The organism is Bacillus sp. FSL K6-0255 (genome assembly GCF_045040725.1).
Taxonomy (GTDB): Bacteria; Bacillota; Bacilli; order Bacillales; family Bacillaceae; genus Bacillus; species Bacillus subtilis.
The window spans coordinates 2,723,732-2,744,003 of the sequence record NZ_CP150278.1 but is presented as its reverse complement, the minus strand read 5'-3'; the positions used below and the strand labels follow the sequence as shown (position 1 = coordinate 2,744,003).

Annotated in this window: 19 protein-coding genes, 1 tRNA gene, 1 pseudogene and 1 other annotated feature; of the genes and pseudogenes, 18 read left to right on the top strand and 3 right to left on the bottom strand. The window is 43.6% G+C overall.

From position 1 onward, the window contains the following. The first annotated feature begins 107 nt into the window (after nt 1-107). The 9 genes and pseudogenes from MHB62_RS14260 (at nt 108) to MHB62_RS14220 (ending at nt 6,660) form a co-directional block, all read left to right on the top strand. Nucleotides 108-1,631, top strand: a complete 1,524-nt coding sequence (locus MHB62_RS14260; protein WP_064670963.1) for a recombinase family protein — start codon at nt 108-110, stop codon at nt 1,629-1,631. A gap of 31 nt (nt 1,632-1,662) precedes the next feature. Further along, nucleotides 1,663-1,749 (top strand): annotated as a pseudogene (gene gerE / locus MHB62_RS14255) (spore germination transcription factor GerE); the annotation flags it as partial. Between the two features lie 243 nt (nt 1,750-1,992). After that, nucleotides 1,993-2,433, top strand: coding sequence for a MarR family winged helix-turn-helix transcriptional regulator (locus MHB62_RS14250; RefSeq protein ID WP_003229573.1), 441 nt, complete (start codon nt 1,993-1,995; stop codon nt 2,431-2,433). Between the two features lie 7 nt (nt 2,434-2,440). Continuing rightward, nucleotides 2,441-3,259, top strand: coding sequence for a glutamate racemase (gene racE / locus MHB62_RS14245; RefSeq protein WP_010886589.1), 819 nt, complete (start codon nt 2,441-2,443; stop codon nt 3,257-3,259). A 114-nt stretch (nt 3,260-3,373) separates the two neighbouring features. Continuing rightward, nucleotides 3,374-4,474 carry a spore germination protein GerM gene (gerM, locus tag MHB62_RS14240; protein WP_003229578.1) on the top strand — a complete coding sequence of 367 codons (1,101 nt, stop codon included), beginning with the start codon at nt 3,374-3,376 and terminating at the stop codon, nt 4,472-4,474. 110 nt (nt 4,475-4,584) lie between these two features. Then, nucleotides 4,585-5,322, top strand: a complete 738-nt coding sequence (rph, locus tag MHB62_RS14235) for a ribonuclease PH (protein ID WP_019712911.1) — start codon at nt 4,585-4,587, stop codon at nt 5,320-5,322. Between the two features lie 12 nt (nt 5,323-5,334). Next, nucleotides 5,335-5,931, top strand: a complete 597-nt coding sequence (locus MHB62_RS14230) for an XTP/dITP diphosphatase (RefSeq protein WP_010886588.1) — start codon at nt 5,335-5,337, stop codon at nt 5,929-5,931. A gap of 15 nt (nt 5,932-5,946) precedes the next feature. Then, on the top strand, nt 5,947-6,456 hold the full coding sequence (locus tag MHB62_RS14225) for a metallophosphoesterase (protein ID WP_003229585.1): 510 nt from the start codon (nt 5,947-5,949) through the stop codon (nt 6,454-6,456). 130 nt (nt 6,457-6,586) lie between these two features. After that, nucleotides 6,587-6,660 (top strand) — tRNA-Arg (locus tag MHB62_RS14220). A gap of 63 nt (nt 6,661-6,723) precedes the next feature. On the opposite strand, the gene MHB62_RS14215 is transcribed toward MHB62_RS14220, so the two are convergent. From MHB62_RS14215 to cotQ, 3 genes are all read right to left on the bottom strand, one after another. Continuing rightward, nucleotides 6,724-7,545, bottom strand: a complete 822-nt coding sequence (locus MHB62_RS14215) for a YsnF/AvaK domain-containing protein (RefSeq protein ID WP_003229586.1) — start codon at nt 7,543-7,545, stop codon at nt 6,724-6,726. 183 nt (nt 7,546-7,728) lie between these two features. After that, entirely contained in the window at nt 7,729-8,184 is a 456-nt protein-coding gene (locus tag MHB62_RS14210) for a GNAT family N-acetyltransferase (RefSeq protein WP_004399128.1), read from the bottom strand. 168 nt (nt 8,185-8,352) lie between these two features. Next, a complete protein-coding gene (gene cotQ / locus MHB62_RS14205) occupies nt 8,353-8,688 on the bottom strand; it encodes an inner spore coat protein CotQ (protein WP_004398743.1) in 336 nt (111 codons plus the stop codon). A 447-nt stretch (nt 8,689-9,135) separates the two neighbouring features. Then, nucleotides 9,136-9,382 (top strand) — a binding site (T-box leader). A 121-nt stretch (nt 9,383-9,503) separates the two neighbouring features. On the opposite strand from cotQ, the gene ilvB reads away from it, so the two are divergent. The 9 genes from ilvB to tig all read left to right on the top strand — a co-directional run bounded on the left by ilvB (nt 9,504) and on the right by tig (nt 20,161). Next, on the top strand, nt 9,504-11,228 hold the full coding sequence (gene ilvB / locus MHB62_RS14200) for an acetolactate synthase large subunit (RefSeq protein WP_004398643.1): 1,725 nt from the start codon (nt 9,504-9,506) through the stop codon (nt 11,226-11,228). Continuing rightward, nucleotides 11,225-11,743 carry an acetolactate synthase small subunit gene (gene ilvN, locus MHB62_RS14195; protein ID WP_004399096.1) on the top strand — a complete coding sequence of 173 codons (519 nt, stop codon included), beginning with the start codon at nt 11,225-11,227 and terminating at the stop codon, nt 11,741-11,743. Before ilvB ends, ilvN begins: the two co-directional genes overlap by 4 nt. Before the next feature lie 23 nt (nt 11,744-11,766). Continuing rightward, complete coding sequence (ilvC, locus tag MHB62_RS14190; protein ID WP_003222549.1) at nt 11,767-12,795, top strand: ketol-acid reductoisomerase; 1,029 nt, start codon at nt 11,767-11,769, stop codon at nt 12,793-12,795. Further along, the gene (locus tag MHB62_RS14185) at nt 12,782-14,338 is read left to right on the top strand and encodes a 2-isopropylmalate synthase (RefSeq protein WP_009967929.1); all 1,557 of its coding nucleotides are present in this window, start codon (nt 12,782-12,784) and stop codon (nt 14,336-14,338) included. The genes ilvC and MHB62_RS14185 overlap by 14 nt, the downstream gene beginning before the upstream one ends. A 20-nt stretch (nt 14,339-14,358) precedes the next feature. Then, nucleotides 14,359-15,456: a 3-isopropylmalate dehydrogenase gene (gene leuB, locus MHB62_RS14180; protein ID WP_004399139.1), complete on the top strand. Its 1,098-nt coding sequence runs from the start codon at nt 14,359-14,361 to the stop codon at nt 15,454-15,456. Between the two features lie 49 nt (nt 15,457-15,505). Next, nucleotides 15,506-16,924, top strand: coding sequence for a 3-isopropylmalate dehydratase large subunit (gene leuC / locus MHB62_RS14175; RefSeq protein WP_003229604.1), 1,419 nt, complete (start codon nt 15,506-15,508; stop codon nt 16,922-16,924). Between the two features lie 12 nt (nt 16,925-16,936). After that, nucleotides 16,937-17,536 carry a 3-isopropylmalate dehydratase small subunit gene (gene leuD / locus MHB62_RS14170; protein WP_003229606.1) on the top strand — a complete coding sequence of 200 codons (600 nt, stop codon included), beginning with the start codon at nt 16,937-16,939 and terminating at the stop codon, nt 17,534-17,536. 118 nt (nt 17,537-17,654) lie between these two features. Beyond that, nucleotides 17,655-18,659: a DNA damage checkpoint antagonist DdcA gene (gene ddcA / locus MHB62_RS14165; RefSeq protein WP_003229609.1), complete on the top strand. Its 1,005-nt coding sequence runs from the start codon at nt 17,655-17,657 to the stop codon at nt 18,657-18,659. A 227-nt stretch (nt 18,660-18,886) separates the two neighbouring features. Then, the gene (gene tig / locus MHB62_RS14160; protein ID WP_003229611.1) at nt 18,887-20,161 is read left to right on the top strand and encodes a trigger factor; all 1,275 of its coding nucleotides are present in this window, start codon (nt 18,887-18,889) and stop codon (nt 20,159-20,161) included. The last annotated feature ends 111 nt before the right edge of the window (nt 20,162-20,272 follow it).

Below are 20,272 nucleotides of genomic sequence, written 5' to 3'. Positions count from 1 at the left end.
TACAAGAACAAATGTTCGAAAATCAACCGGAAAAGTATAGGAGGTTCGTAATCATTATGCTATAATCACACTAAAATGTACCAAATGCAAAATAATGGGGTGGTTTAGTGTTCTTCAAAGAGACAGAAACACAGGAGATCATCAAATATGAAGATTACCCTTATGCAGTTTACGCACGGGTTTCCTCAGAAAAAGATGAACAGGTGACATCAATAGCCAACCAAATTGATATTTGTCATCATTGGATTGAGAAAAATAATTACGAATGGAAAGATGAAGCAATCCAATTAGATGATGGGATAAGCGGGACAGTGCTGCTTGATCGAAAAGCAATGCAACTCATTTTAGATAAGGCGCAAAAAAGAAAGCTGAAGATGGTTGTTTTTAAATCAATCAGCCGGCTTGCACGTGATCTTAAAGATGCCCTTGAAATTCGAGAGGTTTTATTGGCTCACGGTGTAAGAGTTGTGACGCTTGAAGAGGGCTACGATAGCCTATATGAAGGCAAAAACTCAATGAAATTTGAAATGTTTTCAATGTTTGCAGCCCAATACCCTCAAACAATTTCAGTGGCAGCCAGTGGGGCACTAGCAGCAAAAGCCCGCCGTGGTGAACATTCCGGCCGTGTACCTTTTGGATTTAAGAAAGAAGGTAAATTCCTAGCTATCAATGAAGAAGAAGCAAAAGTCGTACGTTTTATTTTCGATCTTCATAATAATCATGGATATGGACATAAAAGGATCGTTCTCAAGCTTAACGAAGAATTGGCACTTGGAAACATTGTAAAGCCTCAAAAGACTGAGTTTTGGCAGCTGTCTACAGTACAAACGATTTTAAAGAATCCTATTTATTGTGGCGTGTTTATTGCCAATAGACATACTCAAGTCAAAATAGGGGGACGGAAAAAATTTATCCGCAACCCAAAAGAAAAATGGACTGTTTACAAAGACTGGTGTCCTAAGATCATATCAGAAGAAGAGTATGAGAAAGCTAATAACAAAGAACACAAGATGCGTAAAAAGCGTTTTAACCCTCGGAATGAGCTAAGAGGAATGATGAAATGTGGTGTGTGCGGTTGCAATATGGTTGTGCTGCCGTCGTACAAATACAATCAGAAACGTGAGAAGAAAGAGTTTAATTATTTGAAGTGTAGCGCCTACAGACGAGGTGGAACTGCTCTTTGTGTAAACCATGCTCCGATGCAATATAAGGACTTGCGGGCTTTTGTTATTAAAACACTGAAACAAAAGGGCAAGAAGTTAAAACTGGATGTAAAATCTGATTTTGAAGAGCAGAAGAAAAACCGGATCAAGCGAACGAAAATAGAAATTGAAAACGCAGAAAACAAGAAAAAACGTCTAATCGAATTGTACTTGGAAGATCAGTTGATCACTAAGGCGGAATTCCAGGCGAAGCGAAAAGAGCTTGAAGAACAAATTGAAAAACTGAACGATAAGCTGTTCATGCTTGAGCGTGAGGAAGAAGAAACAATCGACATATCAAATATAAAGAATGCATTCGCGCAGCTGGAAAGAACTGATCAGGATTTATTCGAAGCATTTTCAGCGCTTATTGATAAACTTGTAATATACGAGGATGGAACAGTCGATTTCCATTATAAATTCAAGTGATTATTATTGTTTTAGTTTGCGATAGATATGCATATCAAATGCCATGCAGAAATTGGGTGTGAAAGGGCGTTCGCAAGCCGTTGTTGAGCTTCTTAGAATGGGTGAGCTAGAGCTTTAATCCTTGCCGGTATTCCTTCTTTTGGAAGGAGCCGGTTATTGCTGTTTGTTTGGAACATTCGAAACCATATTTGGAATGCTGTGCAAAACGTAGGCAAGTCATAAATTAAATTTTATTTCTTGATGTTGTTTGACTAAAGTCCTCTATTTCTCTCCTGCGAGTCTTGCATTTTCTTCAAAAAAGAAGGAAAATAGACACGGAACGCTTTTGTGCGTAAGAGATCCTTGAGTGAGGGATGGACAAATGACATCAAAACCTTTGGAGCATGTTGCGGATATTGAAAAGTCACTCCGCCACATTGCCGCGATCATTAAGCAAAAAGGACGAGAAATCCTTAACCAATATGCGATTACGCCGCCGCAATTTGTCGGCTTGCAATGGCTTTATGAATTAGGAGATATGACAATCGGTGAATTATCGGGCAAAATGTATCTGGCATGCAGCACGACAACGGACTTAATCGACCGCATGCAAAAAAATGAGCTTGTTGAGCGGGTCAAGGACCCGGCGGACAGACGTGTTGTCAGGATACATCTGCTGCCTGAAGGAGAACGGATTATCCAAGAGGTCATTACAAAAAGACAGGAATATCTGCGTGATATGTTCGAATCGTTTACAGATGAAGAAATAGCCATCTTCGAAAAATCTTTGATGAAACTGCAGCATGAAATGAAGAGAAAATGAGGCGATTTTGTTGGAACAACCAATAGGAGTCATTGATTCCGGGGTTGGCGGTTTAACCGTTGCGAAGGAAATCATGAGACAGCTACCTAAAGAAAATATTATCTACGTCGGGGATACGAAACGGTGTCCTTACGGGCCGCGCCCTGAAGAAGAGGTGCTTCAATATACGTGGGAGCTGACGAATTATTTACTCGAAAACCACCACATCAAAATGCTCGTGATCGCCTGTAATACAGCAACAGCGATCGCTTTGGATGACATCCAGCGCAGCGTCGGTATACCGGTGGTCGGAGTCATCCAGCCTGGTGCGAGAGCAGCGATAAAAGTGACGGATAATCAGCATATCGGTGTCATCGGCACAGAGAATACGATTAAGAGCAATGCATACGAAGAAGCGCTTTTGGCATTAAACCCTGATTTGAAGGTTGAAAACCTTGCCTGCCCGCTGCTTGTGCCTTTTGTGGAAAGCGGGAAGTTTCTCGACAAAACAGCAGACGAGATTGTTAAAACCTCGCTGTATCCGTTAAAAGACACATCAATTGATTCGCTGATTTTAGGCTGCACCCATTACCCTATTTTAAAAGAAGCCATTCAAAGATATATGGGAGAGCACGTAAACATTATTTCGTCCGGCGATGAAACAGCCCGGGAAGTCAGCACAATTCTCTCTTATAAAGGGCTGCTGAACCAGTCTCCGATTGCCCCGGATCATCAGTTCCTGACAACAGGGGCGCGTGATCAGTTTGCAAAAATCGCAGACGATTGGTTTGGCCATGAAGTCGGGCATGTGGAATGTATCTCACTGCAAGAACCGATTAAAAGATAGTTTTCCCCGCAACGGTATGTTGCGGGTTTTTTTCTGTTTTGCCGGAATTCTTCGGTCTATTTCCTAAAGAGGCTCGTATACATAATAGTACAAACATCCTTAGGAGGGAAAAGTATGCTGAAAAAAGGACCTGCAGTCATTGGTGCCACTTGTCTCACCTCTGCCTTGCTTTTATCCGGATGCGGTTTGTTTCAATCTGATAAGGCAGCCGAGGAAATTGATCCGCCTCAAGACGTTACATTCGTGAACGATGAAGCGGGTGCCAATTCAAATACAACAGCAGCCAAAAAAACAGAAAGTGAAAAAAGCGATACCGCAAAAGCGGATCAAGCCTCATCTACTGTTATGAGGGAGCTTTATCTCATTGATAAAAACGGATATGTTGTTGCGCAAACGCTGCCTCTCCCTAAAAGTGAGAGCACGGCTAAGCAGGCGCTTGAATACCTCGTACAGGGCGGGCCTGTGTCTGAAATTCTTCCGAATGGCTTCAGAGCTGTATTGCCGGCTGACACCACCGTTAACGTTGACATCAAAAAAGATGGAACCGCGATAGCTGATTTCTCTAATGAGTTCAAAAATTATAAGAAAGAAGACGAACAGAAAATCGTTCAATCTGTGACGTGGACACTGACGCAATTTAGTTCGATAGATAAAGTGAAGCTGAGAATAAACGGGCATGAACTGAAGGAGATGCCTGTAGGAGGGACGCCGATCTCAGATGATTTAAGCCGCAAAGACGGCATTAATTTGGAAACAGCCGGTGTAAATGATCTCACTGCTACCCATCCGCTGACAGTCTACTACTTGGCGGAAAACGAAGACAGTGAATACTACGTGCCGGTGACCAAACGAATCGACAATTCGGAAAAAGACGACATCACGGCAGCCATCAATGAATTGGCTAAAGGGCCAAGCAAGGTGAGCGGGCTGTTAACAGACTTCAGTGAAGATGTAAAGCTGGTCAGCAAACCGAAAATCAAAGACGGGCGCGTGACGTTGGATTTCAATCAATCTATATTCGGCAGCGCCGATGAGAAGACGAAAATGATTTCTTCAGAAGTGCTGAACAGCATTGTGCTGACGTTAACGGAGCAGCCGGATGTAAAAAGCGTCTCTGTTAAAGTGAACGGAAAATCAGAGCTGGTAAATGAAAAAGGCGAAAAGCTCACAGAACCGGTCTCCAGACCATCTCAAGTGAATACGGGTAGTTTTTAAATTGGGATTTTTGATATACTAGAAAGAAAGAGGTTAGCGTTCCGGCTGCCTCTTTCTTTATTCAATTCCGGGACAAAAATGGTTTATGTACATACAATCGGAGGTAAAACATGAGACATGACGGAAGACAACACGATGAGCTGCGTCCAATCACATTCGATCTGGATTTTATTAGCCATCCGGAAGGTTCTGTTCTAATAACATCGGGAAATACTAAGGTAATCTGCAACGCGTCTGTTGAGGACCGCGTACCGCCGTTTTTGCGGGGCGGAGGGAAAGGCTGGATTACAGCAGAGTACAGCATGCTGCCGCGGGCAACAAACCAAAGAACAATCAGAGAATCTTCTAAGGGGAAAATTTCCGGCAGAACAATGGAGATCCAACGCCTGATCGGCCGCGCGCTTCGAGCTGTTGTAGATCTGGAAAAGCTCGGTGAACGGACGATTTGGATTGACTGTGATGTCATTCAAGCTGATGGAGGAACTAGAACAGCTTCCATTACAGGCGCATTTCTTGCTATGGCGATTGCGATTGGCAAGATGATCAAAGCAGGAACAATCAAGACAAATCCGATCACTGATTTTCTTGCTGCGATCTCTGTTGGAATTGATAAGGAACAGGGAATTTTGTTAGATTTAAATTATGAAGAAGATTCCTCTGCTGAAGTTGACATGAATGTCATCATGACAGGCAGCGGCCGTTTTGTGGAACTGCAGGGAACCGGGGAAGAGGCGACTTTTTCTAGAGAGGATCTGAACGGTCTTCTGGGTCTTGCGGAAAAAGGAATCCAAGAGCTGATTGACAAGCAAAAAGAAGTGCTGGGTGATTCTCTGCCAGAACTGAAATAAAGACAGAAAGGCTTGATCATCATGAAAGAAGCAATTATTGCGACACATAATCCGGGAAAAGTGAAGGAATTCAAAGAAATTCTTGAGCCAAGAGGCTATGATGTCAAATCTTTAGCTGAAATTGGATTCACAGAAGAAATTGAAGAAACAGGCCATACATTTGAAGAAAATGCCATTATGAAAGCGGAAGCTGTTGCCAAAGCAGTGAACAAAATGGTGATTGCGGATGACTCCGGACTATCCATCGATAATCTTGGCGGCAGACCCGGGGTTTATTCAGCCCGCTATGCAGGGGAACAGAAAGACGACCAGGCAAATATCGAAAAAGTGCTCAGCGAGCTGAAAGGTATCGAAAAAGAACAGCGCACCGCCCGTTTCCGCTGCGCACTGGCCGTGAGTATTCCCGGAGAGGAAACAAAAACAGTCGAAGGCCATGTTGAAGGGTATATTGCTGAAGAACCGAGAGGAGAATATGGCTTTGGCTATGACCCAATTTTTATCGTGAAAGATAAAGATAAGACGATGGCTGAACTGACAAGTGATGAAAAAAATAAAATCAGCCATAGGGCTGACGCGCTTAAAAAGCTGTCTAAGCTTTTGGAGGCATAAGGAGGAAGCTTGTACATGAACGTGCTGATTATCAGTGACAGCCATGGGCTTGAAGAAGAACTCCAAACCATTGCGAAACGGCATGAGGCAGAAGTTGATCTCATGATTCATTGCGGGGACTCTGAGCTTGAGACGAGGCATCCTGCATTGGAGCCTTATGCGGTTGTAAAAGGCAATTGCGATTTTGCCGGCGATTTTAAGGACGAGCTTCTTCTGACTGCCGGCTCAAGAAAAATACTAGTCACACACGGCCACCTTCACGGTATAAAACAGACCTTGTTAAACGTATACTATCGTGCAGAGGAGCTCGGGGCGGATGTTATCTGCTTCGGGCATTCGCACATCGCGGGAAGCGAAGTGCTGCGCGGAAAACTGATGATTAACCCAGGCAGCATCCGGCTTCCGAGGGTGCGCAGGACAGAAAGCTATGCTATACTGACATTAGAAAATGATGCTGCGACAGTCCGTTTTTACGACCAAGCAGGCAATGAAATTGAGGATCTGCAAAATCGAGTCACACTATGAAAATGTCATGAGGAAGAAAATTTTCTTCCTCATGAAAAAAATTCTAAAAAACCGTTGACTTATTATTGCATCCCATATATAATAAATCTTGTCGCTGATAGTTAAAGCGAAAAACAAAAAAACAAAACGTGTCCCAGTAGCTCAGCTGGATAGAGCAACGGCCTTCTAAGCCGTCGGTCGGGAGTTCGAATCTCTCCTGGGACGTACCAAAAGAAAAACCTCAAATCCATTTAGGATTTGAGGTTTTTTGTTGTCGGTCTATGATTTTCATTTGTTATTTAACGGATCATCATCCAAGCCGTCAACTTTTCCTTCTTTATTCAGACGAGGTTCTTCTTTTTTCACAGTTTCAGAAATATGTTCATTTTCTTCAACAGTGCGTTTGCCGACAACCACTTCATCAGTGACAACCGGTTTTTTAGTCACTTCCAGCTTTTCCTCAACGATTGGAACTCTGATCTCTTCCGAATCGTTGACGGGAGCAGCGTCCGTTTTATTTTCATCCACTGGACGGCGTTCGACATAAATTTCATCATGTCTCACCGGAATGTCCATATCTCTTTTTTCTGTTTTCACTTCTTTTCCTATTTCTACTTCGCCGGTTTGAACGTCTTCCTTATCGACCTTCAGCTGTTCTTCCCGGAGCGGCATCGTTTTTTCTTCTTTCGTTGTATAATCCAATTCATTTGTGCTTGAAAAGCCGCCTGAAAGGGCATTGCCGTTATCAATAGGAGCAATTACATCTGCATCTGTATCGACGGCTACCAGAAGTTTTCCGTCATCCAAATCTTCTTGATACTTGTCTATTTCATCAGTTTTAATATCCAAGTCGGATAATGCTTTGCTGTGTGTAGCAGTATCATCCATTGTGAAATAATCTTTCAGTTTATCGAAAAAAGATTCAGATTCGTCCTGATGTGCATCGATAGCTTGATTGACTTCTGTTCCTGTACGTGACTCCAAATAATCTGTATCTCGCCGGCTTGTCACAACAGAAATGTCATCAGAATCATAGCCTTTTGTGAGTAAGCCTTCAATCGCTGCGATGGTTTCCTGCGGAGTTTCATATACACCAACTATGCTTTTCATATCAATCTCCTCCTTTATGAATTTGCATGATATCGTTCATGTCGTTTGTAATTCCCGCTGTTCTTTGAATTAAACAAAATTGAAAACATTGGCGTGTATCATAAAGGTGAAAAATGTGTGAATATAAAAAAAGATAGATAAGACAGACCTTCCCCTGCACTTATCTATCCTTATAAAGCCGTCTCACAATTTCTTCGTCATAAACACACTGTTTGGATCTTCACCGTAGTCTGCAAACGGTTCACAATACTGGAAACCGAAGCTTTCATACAATTTTCTTGCCGGCTCAAATGAAGCCATTGAACCCGTTTCTAAGCTTAACCGCTCATAGCCTCGCTTCTCGGCTTCTTCAATGATGTGCTGGAGAACTTGTTTGGCAACGCCTTTTCTTAAATGTGATGCAGATGTTCGCATTGATTTGATTTCTCCATGCCGGGTGTCCAGTTCTTTTAGCGCTCCGCAGCCAGCTAGTTCATCACCTTCCCATGCGCTCCAAAATGTTATTTCAGGCCCTCTTAGTTTTTCTAGACCTAAGGCATGAATGCTTTCTGGCGGGGACATAAGCGTCATGCTATGTAAATGCTCATTCACCAGTGAAACCACCTGACGTCCAGTTAAATCGTCTATTTTTATATGCAATTTTATTCCTCCTCGAAAACTTACGGATTGTGCAGAATATCGTTCAATTCATCTTAATCATATTCCATCCTGTTTCCAAATATAAAGACAGAAAATGTGACTGTACTTGTGAAGTCGTTTTAAAACAATAAAAGGACCGCAATAGATGTTCGGCCCTTGTGGTATTCTTTAATATCTAAAGCCTCCGTGTACGCCTGGCGCCCCGCTGAATCCGCCGGCATGTATCGCTGGAGCACTTAAGCTGCCGCCATGGCCGCTAAAGCCTGCACCTGAAAATTGCTGTCCGTAAAATCCTGAAGCGTATGGGAATGAGGAGTACATTCCAGAGGGAGTGGTTAACGGGCTGTATGCCTGACTGAACGGCTGTCCGTATCCGTAGCCTCCAAATGGCTGCTGGCTTTGCTGGTAAAAGGGAGGGACAGCAGGATAGTACTGCTGCGGAAAGTTGGGGAAGCTTGGAAAGCCCGCAGGAAATCCTTGCATGTCTGCAAATGATTTATTCATCGTATCACCTTTTCTTTGCAAGATATCATTAATGTATGCCGAGGGAACAAGAGAAGTGCCTATCCGAAATTGAAATGGATTGCAAGATGATCTGTCAGACTCAATCCATATACGAACCATATCGTGTTATAAAATCTTCCATGTTTATATAAAATTAAATAATTCTGGTGTATTCTTGATAGATTAATAAAAAAATTATAAAAACTTTTAACATTTGCAATTCCTTTTGTACCAATAATGAAAGCGTATACAATATAGATTGATTAATCAAAATTGTCTAATAATTTTAAAAAATGCTGTTGACACTGCGTCCAAAGCGGCGTAATATGAGTTCAACAAAAGATAAATGCAAGCTTCACAAGCGAAAATCATCGCAGTATGATTCTAAAAAAATGAAAAACAAACGACCTTCTTGAACAGCTGGAAAGCCGTTCCGAAGGCTGAATATGAAAAGCGCAGATGAGGATAAGTAGCCTTGATAAAGTTTTCCACAGAGAACCGGGTTAGCTGAGAACCGGCGAAGCTTTACAAGGTGAACTCGCCTCAGAGTGCCAGTCTGAAATGACAGTAGGACTTGGCCGGGTGAACTTGATTCACTCGTTACTAAAGCGGATAGAAATATCCATGAGACGGCCGATTAACAGGCCGTAAACAAGGGTGGTACCGCGGAAAGAAAAGCCTTTTCGCCCCTTTTAGCTATCGCAGTTACTGCGCGGCTGATTGTGGGCGGAAGGGCTTTTTTTATTGAATAATCAGCTATCTAGCTAATGAAAAGATGATCTTTAAAGGATGAAAATCCAAAAGGAGGAACTAAAATGGGGACTAATGTACAGGTGGATTCAGCATCTGCCGAATGTACACAGACGATGAGCGGAGCATTAATGCTGATTGAATCATTAAAAAAAGAGAAAGTAGAAATGATCTTCGGTTATCCGGGCGGGGCTGTGCTTCCGATTTACGATAAGCTATACAATTCAGGGTTGGTACATATCCTTCCCCGTCACGAACAAGGAGCAATTCATGCAGCGGAGGGATACGCAAGGGTCTCCGGAAAACCGGGTGTCGTCATTGCCACGTCAGGGCCGGGAGCGACAAACCTTGTTACAGGCCTTGCTGATGCCATGATTGATTCATTGCCGTTAGTCGTCTTTACAGGGCAGGTAGCAACCTCTGTAATCGGGAGCGATGCATTTCAGGAAGCAGACATTTTAGGGATTACGATGCCAGTAACAAAACACAGCTACCAGGTTCGCCAGCCGGAAGATCTGCCGCGCATCATTAAAGAAGCGTTCCATATTGCAACAACTGGAAGACCCGGACCTGTATTGATTGATATTCCGAAAGATGTAGCAACAATTGAAGGAGAATTCAGCTACGATCATGAGATGAATCTCCCGGGATACCAGCCGACAACAGAGCCGAATTATTTGCAGATCCGCAAGCTTGTGGAAGCCGTGAGCAGTGCGAAAAAACCGGTGATCCTGGCGGGTGCGGGCGTACTGCACGGAAAAGCGTCAGAAGAATTAAAAAATTATGCTGAACAGCAGCAAATCCCTGTGGCACACACCCTTTTGGGGCTCGGAGGCTTCCCGGCTGACCATCCGCTTTTCCTAGGGATGGCGGGAATGCACGGTACTTATACAGCCAATATGGCCCTTCATGAATGTGATCTATTAATCAGTATCGGCGCCCGTTTTGATGACCGTGTCACAGGAAACCTGAAACACTTTGCCAGAAACGCAAAGATAGCCCACATCGATATTGATCCAGCTGAAATCGGAAAAATCATGAAAACACAGATTCCTGTAGTCGGAGACAGCAAAATTGTCCTGCAGGAGCTGATCAAACAAGACGGCAAACAAAGCGATTCAAGCGAATGGAAAAAACAGCTCGCAGAATGGAAAGAAGAGTATCCGCTCTGGTATGTAGATAATGAAGAAGAAGGTTTTAAACCTCAGAAATTGATTGAATATATTCATCAATTTACAAAAGGAGAGGCCATTGTCGCAACGGATGTAGGCCAGCATCAAATGTGGTCAGCGCAATTTTATCCGTTCCAAAAAGCAGATAAATGGGTCACGTCAGGCGGACTTGGAACGATGGGATTCGGTCTTCCGGCGGCGATCGGCGCACAGCTGGCCGAAAAAGATGCTACTGTTGTCGCGGTTGTCGGAGACGGCGGATTCCAAATGACGCTTCAAGAACTCGATGTTATTCGCGAATTAAATCTTCCGGTCAAGGTAGTGATTTTAAATAACGCTTGTCTCGGAATGGTCAGACAGTGGCAGGAAATTTTCTATGAAGAACGTTATTCAGAATCTAAATTCGCTTCTCAGCCTGACTTCGTCAAATTGTCCGAAGCATACGGCATTAAAGGCATCAGAATTTCATCAGAAGCGGAAGCAAAGGAAAAGCTGGAAGAGGCATTAACATCAAGAGAACCTGTTGTCATTGACGTGCGGGTTGCCAGCGAAGAAAAAGTATTCCCGATGGTGGCTCCGGGGAAAGGGCTGCATGAAATGGTGGGGGTGAAACCTTGAAAAGAATTATCACATTGACTGTGGTGAACCGCTCCGGGGTGTTAAACCGGATCACCGGTCTATTCACAAAAAGGCATTACAACATTGAAAGCATTACAGTTGGACACACAGAAACAGCCGGCGTTTCCAGAATCACCTTCGTCGTTCATGTTGAAGGTGAAAATGATGTTGAACAGTTAACGAAACAGCTCAACAAACAGATTGATGTGCTGAAAGTCACAGACATCACAAATCAATCGATTGTCCAGAGGGAGCTGGCCTTAATCAAGGTTGTCTCCGCACCTTCAACAAGAACAGAGATTAATGGAATCATAGAACCGTTTAGAGCCTCTGTCGTTGATGTCAGCAGAGACAGCATCGTTGTTCAGGTGACAGGTGAATCTAACAAAATTGAAGCGCTTATTGAGTTATTAAAACCTTATGGCATTAAAGAAATCGCGAGAACAGGTACAACGGCTTTTGCGAGGGGAACCCAGCAAAAGGCGTCATCCAATAAAACAATATCTATTGTATAAAACATAACAAGGGAGAGATTGAAATGGTAAAAGTATATTATAACGGTGATATCAAAGAGAACGTATTGGCTGGAAAAACAGTAGCGGTTATCGGGTACGGTTCGCAAGGCCACGCACATGCCCTGAACCTTAAAGAAAGCGGAGTAGACGTGATCGTCGGTGTTAGACAAGGAAAATCTTTCACTCAAGCCCAAGAAGACGGACATAAAGTATTTTCAGTAAAAGAAGCGGCAGCCCAAGCCGAAATCATCATGGTTCTGCTTCCGGATGAGCAGCAGCAAAAAGTATACGAAGCTGAAATCAAAGATGAATTGACAGCAGGAAAATCATTAGTATTCGCTCATGGATTTAACGTGCATTTCCATCAAATTGTTCCTCCGGCGGATGTAGATGTATTCTTAGTGGCCCCTAAAGGCCCGGGACACTTGGTAAGAAGAACATATGAGCAAGGAGCTGGCGTACCTGCATTGTTCGCAATCTATCAAGATGTGACTGGAGAAGCAAGAGACAAAGCCCTCGCTTATGCTAAAGGAATCGGCGGCGCAAGAGCGGGCGTATTAGAAACGACATTTAAAGAAGAAACAGAAACAGATTTGTTCGGTGAGCAAGCAGTTCTTTGCGGCGGATTAAGCGCGCTTGTCAAAGCCGGATTTGAAACCTTAACTGAAGCAGGTTATCAGCCTGAACTTGCATACTTCGAGTGTCTTCATGAGCTGAAATTAATCGTAGACCTTATGTACGAAGAAGGACTTGCAGGAATGAGATATTCAATCTCTGACACAGCACAGTGGGGAGATTTCGTATCAGGCCCTCGCGTTGTGGACGCTAAAGTAAAAGAATCTATGAAAGAAGTATTAAAAGATATCCAAAACGGTACATTCGCAAAAGAGTGGATCGTCGAAAACCAAGTAAACCGTCCTCGTTTCAACGCTATCAATGCAAGCGAGAACGAACATCAAATCGAAGTAGTGGGAAGAAAGCTTCGTGAAATGATGCCGTTTGTGAAACAAGGCAAGAAGAAGGAAGCGGTGGTCTCCGTTGCGCAAAATTAATTTTTTCGATACGACGCTTCGTGATGGTGAACAGTCCCCTGGAGTGAACTTGAATACACAGGAGAAACTTGCCATAGCTAAGCAGCTCGAAAGACTCGGGGCAGACATCATTGAAGCGGGATTTCCCGCTTCGTCCCGAGGTGACTTTTTAGCTGTTCAGGAAATCGCAAGAACCATTAAAAATTGTTCAGTAACTGGTCTGGCCCGTTGTGTAAAAGGTGATATTGATGCTGCTTGGGAAGCGTTAAAGGATGGCGCTCAACCAAGAATTCATGTATTTATCGCGACATCGGACATTCATTTGAAGCACAAGCTGAAAATGACACGTGAACAAGTCATTGAAAGAGCAGTTGGAATGGTGAAATACGCAAAAGAACGTTTTCCGATTGTGCAATGGTCAGCTGAAGATGCCTGCCGCACTGAACTGCCGTTTCTAGCAGAAATCGTCGAGAAAGTGATTGACGCAGGCGCCAGTGTTATCAATCTTCCGGACACTGTCGGCTACCTGGCCCCGGCGGAATACGGAAATATCTTTAAATATATGAAAGAAAACGTTCCGAACATTCACAAAGCAAAGCTTTCAGCCCACTGTCATGATGATTTGGGAATGGCAGTCGCAAACTCTCTTGCTGCGATTGAAAATGGCGCTGATCAAATCGAATGCGCTGTGAACGGGATCGGTGAAAGAGCCGGAAACGCGGCATTAGAGGAAATTGCCGTAGCCCTCCATACCAGAAAAGATTTCTACCAAGTCGAAACAGGTATTACGCTGAACGAGATTAAGAGAACAAGTGATTTAGTAAGCAAACTGACAGGCATGGCTGTCCCGCGCAACAAAGCGGTTGTTGGAGATAATGCATTTGCTCATGAATCAGGCATCCATCAGGACGGCTTTTTAAAGGAAAAATCGACTTATGAAATTATTTCACCGGAGCTTGTCGGCGTAACCGCAGATGCGCTTGTCCTAGGTAAACATTCCGGACGCCACGCATTTAAAGACCGGCTGACTGCTTTAGGATTCCAATTTGACAGTGAAGAGATTAATAAATTCTTTACGATGTTCAAAGAGTTGACTGAGAAGAAAAAAGAAATCACTGATGAGGATCTTGTTTCTCTTATTTTAGAAGAAAAAGTAACAGATCGCAAGATTGGGTATGAATTTCTTTCTCTGCAAGTACATTACGGAACAAGTCAGGTCCCTACGGCTACTCTATCTTTGAAAAATCAAGAAAACGCACAGCTTATTCAGGAAGCTGCAACTGGAGCTGGAAGCGTGGAAGCAATCTACAATACGCTTGAGCGCTGCATCGATAAGGATGTGGAGCTCTTAGACTACCGCATTCAGTCTAATAGAAAAGGCGAAGATGCATTTGCCCAGGTGTATGTAAGAGTTTTGGTGAACGGAAAAGAATCAGCAGGGCGGGGCATAGCGCAAGACGTATTAGAAGCATCAGCGAAAGCCTATTTGAACGCAGTAAACCGTCAATTGGTTTTCCAGTCGAATATGAGCGGATTGAAAAACCACACAGCTGTCGGATCATAAAAGAAAGGAGAACGGTTAACTTGAAGAAACGTATTGCTCTATTGCCCGGAGACGGGATCGGCCCTGAAGTATTAGAATCAGCGACAGACGTACTGAAAAGTGTTGCCGAACGCTTTAACCATGAATTTGAATTTGAATATGGCCTGATTGGAGGGGCGGCTATTGATGAACATCATAACCCCCTCCCGGAGGAAACCGTTGCTGCTTGTAAAAATGCAGACGCGATATTGCTTGGTGCTGTCGGCGGACCGAAATGGGATCAAAATCCTTCGGAACTGAGACCGGAAAAAGGGCTGCTCAGCATCAGAAAACAGCTTGATTTGTTTGCGAATTTGCGGCCTGTGAAGGTATTTGAAAGCCTTTCTGACGCTTCGCCTTTGAAAAAAGAATATATAGATAATGTTGATTTCGTTATCGTTCGTGAGCTCACAGGCGGCTTGTATTTCGGCCAGCCGAGCAAACGTTATGTAAACACTGAAGGTGAGCAGGAAGCAGTAGATACACTGTTTTATAAGCGAACGGAAATTGAACGAGTGATCAGAGAGGGCTTCAAAATGGCGGCAGCCAGAAAAGGCAAAGTGACCTCTGTAGATAAAGCGAATGTTCTTGAATCAAGCCGGCTGTGGCGTGAAGTGGCTGAGGACGTTGCACAAGAATTTCCTGATGTGAAGCTTGAGCACATGCTTGTGGATAACGCGGCCATGCAGCTAATTTATGCACCGAATCAATTTGATGTCGTGGTGACTGAAAATATGTTCGGTGATATTTTAAGCGATGAAGCGTCCATGCTTACAGGCTCGCTCGGAATGCTCCCGTCAGCCAGCCTATCAAGCTCTGGCCTTCATCTGTTTGAACCTGTTCATGGCTCCGCGCCTGATATTGCCGGTAAAGGGATGGCAAATCCGTTCGCAGCCATATTGTCAGCGGCAATGCTTTTGAGAACATCTTTCGGGCTTGAAGAGGAAGCGAAAGCTGTAGAAGATGCGGTAAACAAAGTCTTGGCTTCTGGAAAAAGAACAAGAGACTTGGCACGGAGTGAAGAGTTCAGCAGCACTCAGGCCATTACAGAGGAAGTTAAGGCAGCAATCATGAGTGAAAATACAATTTCTAATGTGTGACAGCTTACGTTAAGCGGTCTTAGCTCTAGGTAGAGGGAGGAAATAAAAGATGATGCCTCGAACAATCATCGAAAAGATTTGGGATCAGCATATTGTAAAACATGGTGAGGGAAAGCCGGATCTTCTCTATATTGATTTGCACCTCATTCATGAGGTGACGTCTCCTCAGGCATTTGAAGGCTTGAGACAAAAGGGAAGAAAGGTCAGAAGACCCCAAAACACATTTGCGACAATGGACCACAACATCCCGACTGTCAATCGTTTTGAGATAAAGGATGAAGTTGCGAAACGCCAGGTAACGGCGCTTGAAAGAAACTGTGAGGAATTTGGCGTGCGCCTTGCCGATCTTCACAGTGTGGATCAAGGGATTGTCCATGTCGTCGGACCTGAACTAGGCTTAACGCTTCCAGGGAAAACGATTGTGTGCGGTGACAGTCATACATCAACACATGGCGCTTTCGGCGCTCTTGCATTTGGAATCGGGACGAGTGAAGTTGAACATGTCCTTTCCACACAGACACTTTGGCAGCAGCGTCCAAAAACACTTGAAGTGCGCGTAGATGGAACGCTTCAAAAAGGGGTAACGGCAAAGGATGTCATCCTTGCTGTCATCGGCAAATACGGTGTGAAATTCGGCACAGGCTACGTCATTGAATACACTGGGGAAGTATTCAGAAATATGACGATGGATGAACGAATGACTGTTTGTAACATGTCAATTGAAGCAGGAGCAAGAGCAGGTTTGATTGCACCTGACGAGGTGACGTTTGAATATTGCAAAAATCGCAAGTACACGCCAAAAGGCGAAGAATTTGACAAGGCCGTAGAGGAATGGAAGGCGCTGCGCACAGACCCGGGCGCTGTTTACGATAAATCTATCGTCCTTGACGGCAACAAAATTTCCCCTATGGTGACATGGGGCATTAACCCGGGAATGGTTCTTCCTGTCGATTCTGAAGTTCCTGCGCCGGAAAGCTTTTCTGCAGAAGACGATAAAAAAGAAGCGATTCGTGCTTATGAATATATGGGATTGACTCCTCACCAAAAAATTGAAGACATTAAAGTGGAGCACGTATTTATCGGTTCCTGCACAAATTCCCGCATGACTGACCTTCGACAGGCTGCTGACATGATCAAAGGGAAGAAGGTAGCTGACAGCGTAAGGGCCATCGTCGTGCCCGGATCCCAAAGCGTGAAGCTTCAGGCTGAAAAAGAAGGGCTTGACCAGATTTTCTTGGAAGCTGGATTTGAATGGAGAGAGTCAGGCTGCAGCATGTGTTTGAGTATGAATAATGATGTTGTTCCTGAGGGAGAGCGCTGTGCATCAACCTCTAACCGCAACTTCGAGGGCAGACAAGGAAAAGGTGCAAGAACACATCTCGTCAGCCCGGCAATGGCTGCGATGGCTGCCATTCACGGACACTTCGTTGATGTCAGAAAGTTTTATCAGGAAAAAACAGTTGTGTAAGGAGTGCGCGAGATGGAACCTTTGAAATCACATACGGGGAAAGCAGCCGTATTAAATCGGATCAATGTGGATACAGACCAGATTATTCCTAAGCAATTTTTGAAGAGGATTGAAAGAACAGGCTACGGACGTTTTGCATTCTTTGACTGGAGATATGATGCGAATGGTGAACCGAACCCTGAATTTGAATTAAACCAGCCTGTTTATCAAGGAGCTTCCATTTTAATAGCAGGAGAAAACTTCGGCTGCGGGTCATCGCGTGAACACGCTCCGTGGGCACTTGATGATTATGGGTTTAAAATTATCATTGCGCCGTCATTCGCTGATATTTTCCATCAGAACTGCTTTAAAAACGGCATGCTTCCGATCCGCATGCCATATGACAATTGGAAACAGCTTGTCGGCCAGTATGAAAACCAGTCATTGCAAATGACTGTTGACCTTGAAAATCAGCTGATTCATGACAGTGAAGGCAATCAAATTTCATTTGAAGTTGATCCGCATTGGAAAGAGATGCTGATCAACGGATATGATGAAATTTCATTAACGCTGCTGCTGGAAGATGAAATCAAGCAATTTGAATCACAAAGAAGCTCTTGGCTTCAAGCCTGAAAAAGCGGCCGGTATTTGTCCGGCGGCTTTTTTTGCCTGGTGAAACCTTTCATTTCTTGTTTTTGTTCACAGGTGTTGATACACTTGAACAAAATAAATGCCTGAAAGGAATATAGGTATGACGCATGACAAGAAAAACGCAAAAATTATTCCTTTTCCTCATCTGAAAGACCGCCTTGTGGAAAAAGGGATGTCATCACTCAAGGAAAAAAAGTATCAAGAAGCGCTTGAACTGTTTTCAGAAGCGATGAAATATGATGATACTGAATCCGATCTTCACTTAGGGATGGCCATCTGCTTTTTAGAGCTGGGCGAGCTGGAAGAGGCAGAAAGCGTGTGCGAGAAGATGCTCAAAGAAGGTTATGGCCATTATTTTACGGTTTTGCAGGTGTACATGACCATCTTAATTCAGCTCAAAAAGTACGAAGAAGTCAAAAGCACCATTGAAGCCGTTTTGGAAGAAAATCAGCTGCCGGCAGAAAGTGCCGAGCAATTTTATAAGCTGCTGGATTTCAGCCGGAAAATGACCGATCCGGATCGTGAGGACGAGGCTTGGGCCGAAGAATATGAGGATACAATTGACACCGAGAAAGTGCTGGCAAGCCCTGAGGAGCAAATGAATCTCATTCATTCCTTAAAAGACCGTAACGTAGCAAAGTATACAGGATTGCTCAAAACAATCCTCCAAGACCCCTCAGCCCATCCGATTATCAAAACGATGATTGTCATGCTGTTGGCTGAGCATGAGTACAGTAAACCTGTACACATTAGTAAATTTGGCGAGTCGTTGACAATTGAACCGTCAGAGATTGTTCCGCCTGATGCCGCGCCGATTCTTCACCGTGTTCTCAGGGTGCTAGATGAGACACTTGGAAATGAAAATCCAACCTTATATGCAGCAGTAGAAGAATTGTGGAGAAGACATTTGTACGTTTTATATCCGTTCCAGCCGAAATTGCTGTCGGCTGACCTTTGGGCGGCTGCCCTTCATAAAGTCGGTTACGAGATGCACGGGATTGAAATTGAAAGCGAAGAACTTCATATGATGTATGAATTTACAGACAGAGAACTCGATGAAGCTTGCACAATGTTAAAAGATATTGAAGAAATTTCTTATTTGTAAATCGCGCCATATAGTTGAAAGCGCTATGTGTTATGTTATAATATAGTGGTTGTATTTGTGTATAACGGGTTATAAGAAATACGGTTGGACAGGCTTTGCAGTTCATTATTAACATCTATACATAATGATTCTGATCTTTGGCAGCTTTGTTTTTGTTGGACGAAGCCGAATGATTGCTTTAGAATGGAAGACCGACACAACCTGAATAGATTTTTGGAGGGAAACACATGTCTGTAAAATGGGAAAAACAAGAAGGCAACGAAGGCGTTTTAACGGTTGAAGTTGATGCTGAAACGTTTAAAACAGCACTTGATGATGCATTTAAAAAAGTAGTAAAACAAGTTTCAATTCCTGGATTCCGTAAAGGTAAAATTCCTCGCGGATTATTCGAACAGCGCTTTGGCGTAGAAGCTCTTTACCAAGATGCTTTGGATATTCTTCTTCCTGTAGAATACCCTAAAGCGGTTGAAGAAGCTGGAATCGAGCCTGTAGACCGTCCTGAAATCGATGTTGAAAAAATCGAAAAAGGCGAAAGCTTAATCTTCACTGCGAAAGTAACAGTAAAACCTGAAGTGAAGCTTGGCGAATACAAAGGCCTGGGCATTGAAAAAGACGACACAACTGTAACTGACGAAGATGTTCAAAACGAACTAAAAGCCCTTCAAGAGCGTCAAGCTGAGCTTGTTGTAAAAGAAGAAGGCGCCGTTGAAGAAGGAAACACAGTTGTTCTTGATTTCGAAGGATTCGTTGACGGCGAAGCTTTCGAAGGCGGAAAAGCTGAAAACTACTCTCTAGAAGTAGGTTCTGGTTCATTCATCCCTGGCTTCGAAGATCAATTAGTTGGCCTTGAAGCAGGTGCTGAGAAGGATGTTGAAGTGACATTCCCTGAGGAGTACCACGCTGAAGATCTTGCAGGCAAACCAGCTGTGTTTAAAGTGAAAATTCACGAAATCAAAGCGAAAGAGCTTCCTGAGCTTGACGATGAATTCGCAAAAGATATCGATGAAGAAGTGGAAACACTTGCTGAATTAACTGAAAAAACAAAGAAACGTTTAGAAGAAGCAAAAGAAAACGAAGCTGACGCTAAATTGCGTGAAGAGCTTGTTCTGAAAGCTTCTGAAAATGCTGAAATCGATGTGCCTCAAGCAATGGTCGACACTGAGCTTGACCGCATGCTGAAAGAATTCGAACAGCGTCTGCAAATGCAAGGCATGAACCTTGAGCTTTACACTCAATTCTCAGGCCAAGATGAAGCTGCGCTTAAAGAGCAAATGAAAGAAGATGCTGAAAAACGCGTAAAATCTAACCTGACTCTTGAGGCGATTGCGAAAGCGGAAAACCTTGAAGTATCAGATGAGGAAGTTGATGCTGAGCTTACAAAAATGGCTGAAGCATACAACATGCCTGTTGAAAATATTAAACAAGCCATCGGTTCTACTGACGCGATGAAAGAAGATTTAAAAGTTCGCAAAGCAATTGATTTTCTTGTAGAAAACCGTTAATATGGTGCATAATAATAGTACTAATAAAACAGGGCGCGAATCATTCGTGCCTTGTTTTGTACAATTATGAGTTATCTCTTTTTCTTGGGGCAATATAGTTAATGCAGGGCT

Coding starts and splice junctions, on each gene's coding strand:
- rph (WP_019712911.1), top strand. CDS start 4,585: ATGAGACATGACGGAAGACAACACGATGAGCTGCGTCCAATCACATTC.
- MHB62_RS14225 (WP_003229585.1), top strand. CDS start 5,947: ATGAACGTGCTGATTATCAGTGACAGCCATGGGCTTGAAGAAGAACTC.
- ddcA (WP_003229609.1), top strand. CDS start 17,655: ATGACGCATGACAAGAAAAACGCAAAAATTATTCCTTTTCCTCATCTG.
- leuC (WP_003229604.1), top strand. CDS start 15,506: ATGATGCCTCGAACAATCATCGAAAAGATTTGGGATCAGCATATTGTA.
- ilvB (WP_004398643.1), top strand. CDS start 9,504: ATGGGGACTAATGTACAGGTGGATTCAGCATCTGCCGAATGTACACAG.
- tig (WP_003229611.1), top strand. CDS start 18,887: ATGTCTGTAAAATGGGAAAAACAAGAAGGCAACGAAGGCGTTTTAACG.
- ilvC (WP_003222549.1), top strand. CDS start 11,767: ATGGTAAAAGTATATTATAACGGTGATATCAAAGAGAACGTATTGGCT.
- MHB62_RS14215 (WP_003229586.1), bottom strand. CDS start 7,545: ATGAAAAGCATAGTTGGTGTATATGAAACTCCGCAGGAAACCATCGCA.
- cotQ (WP_004398743.1), bottom strand. CDS start 8,688: ATGAATAAATCATTTGCAGACATGCAAGGATTTCCTGCGGGCTTTCCA.
- leuD (WP_003229606.1), top strand. CDS start 16,937: ATGGAACCTTTGAAATCACATACGGGGAAAGCAGCCGTATTAAATCGG.
- MHB62_RS14250 (WP_003229573.1), top strand. CDS start 1,993: ATGACATCAAAACCTTTGGAGCATGTTGCGGATATTGAAAAGTCACTC.
- gerM (WP_003229578.1), top strand. CDS start 3,374: ATGCTGAAAAAAGGACCTGCAGTCATTGGTGCCACTTGTCTCACCTCT.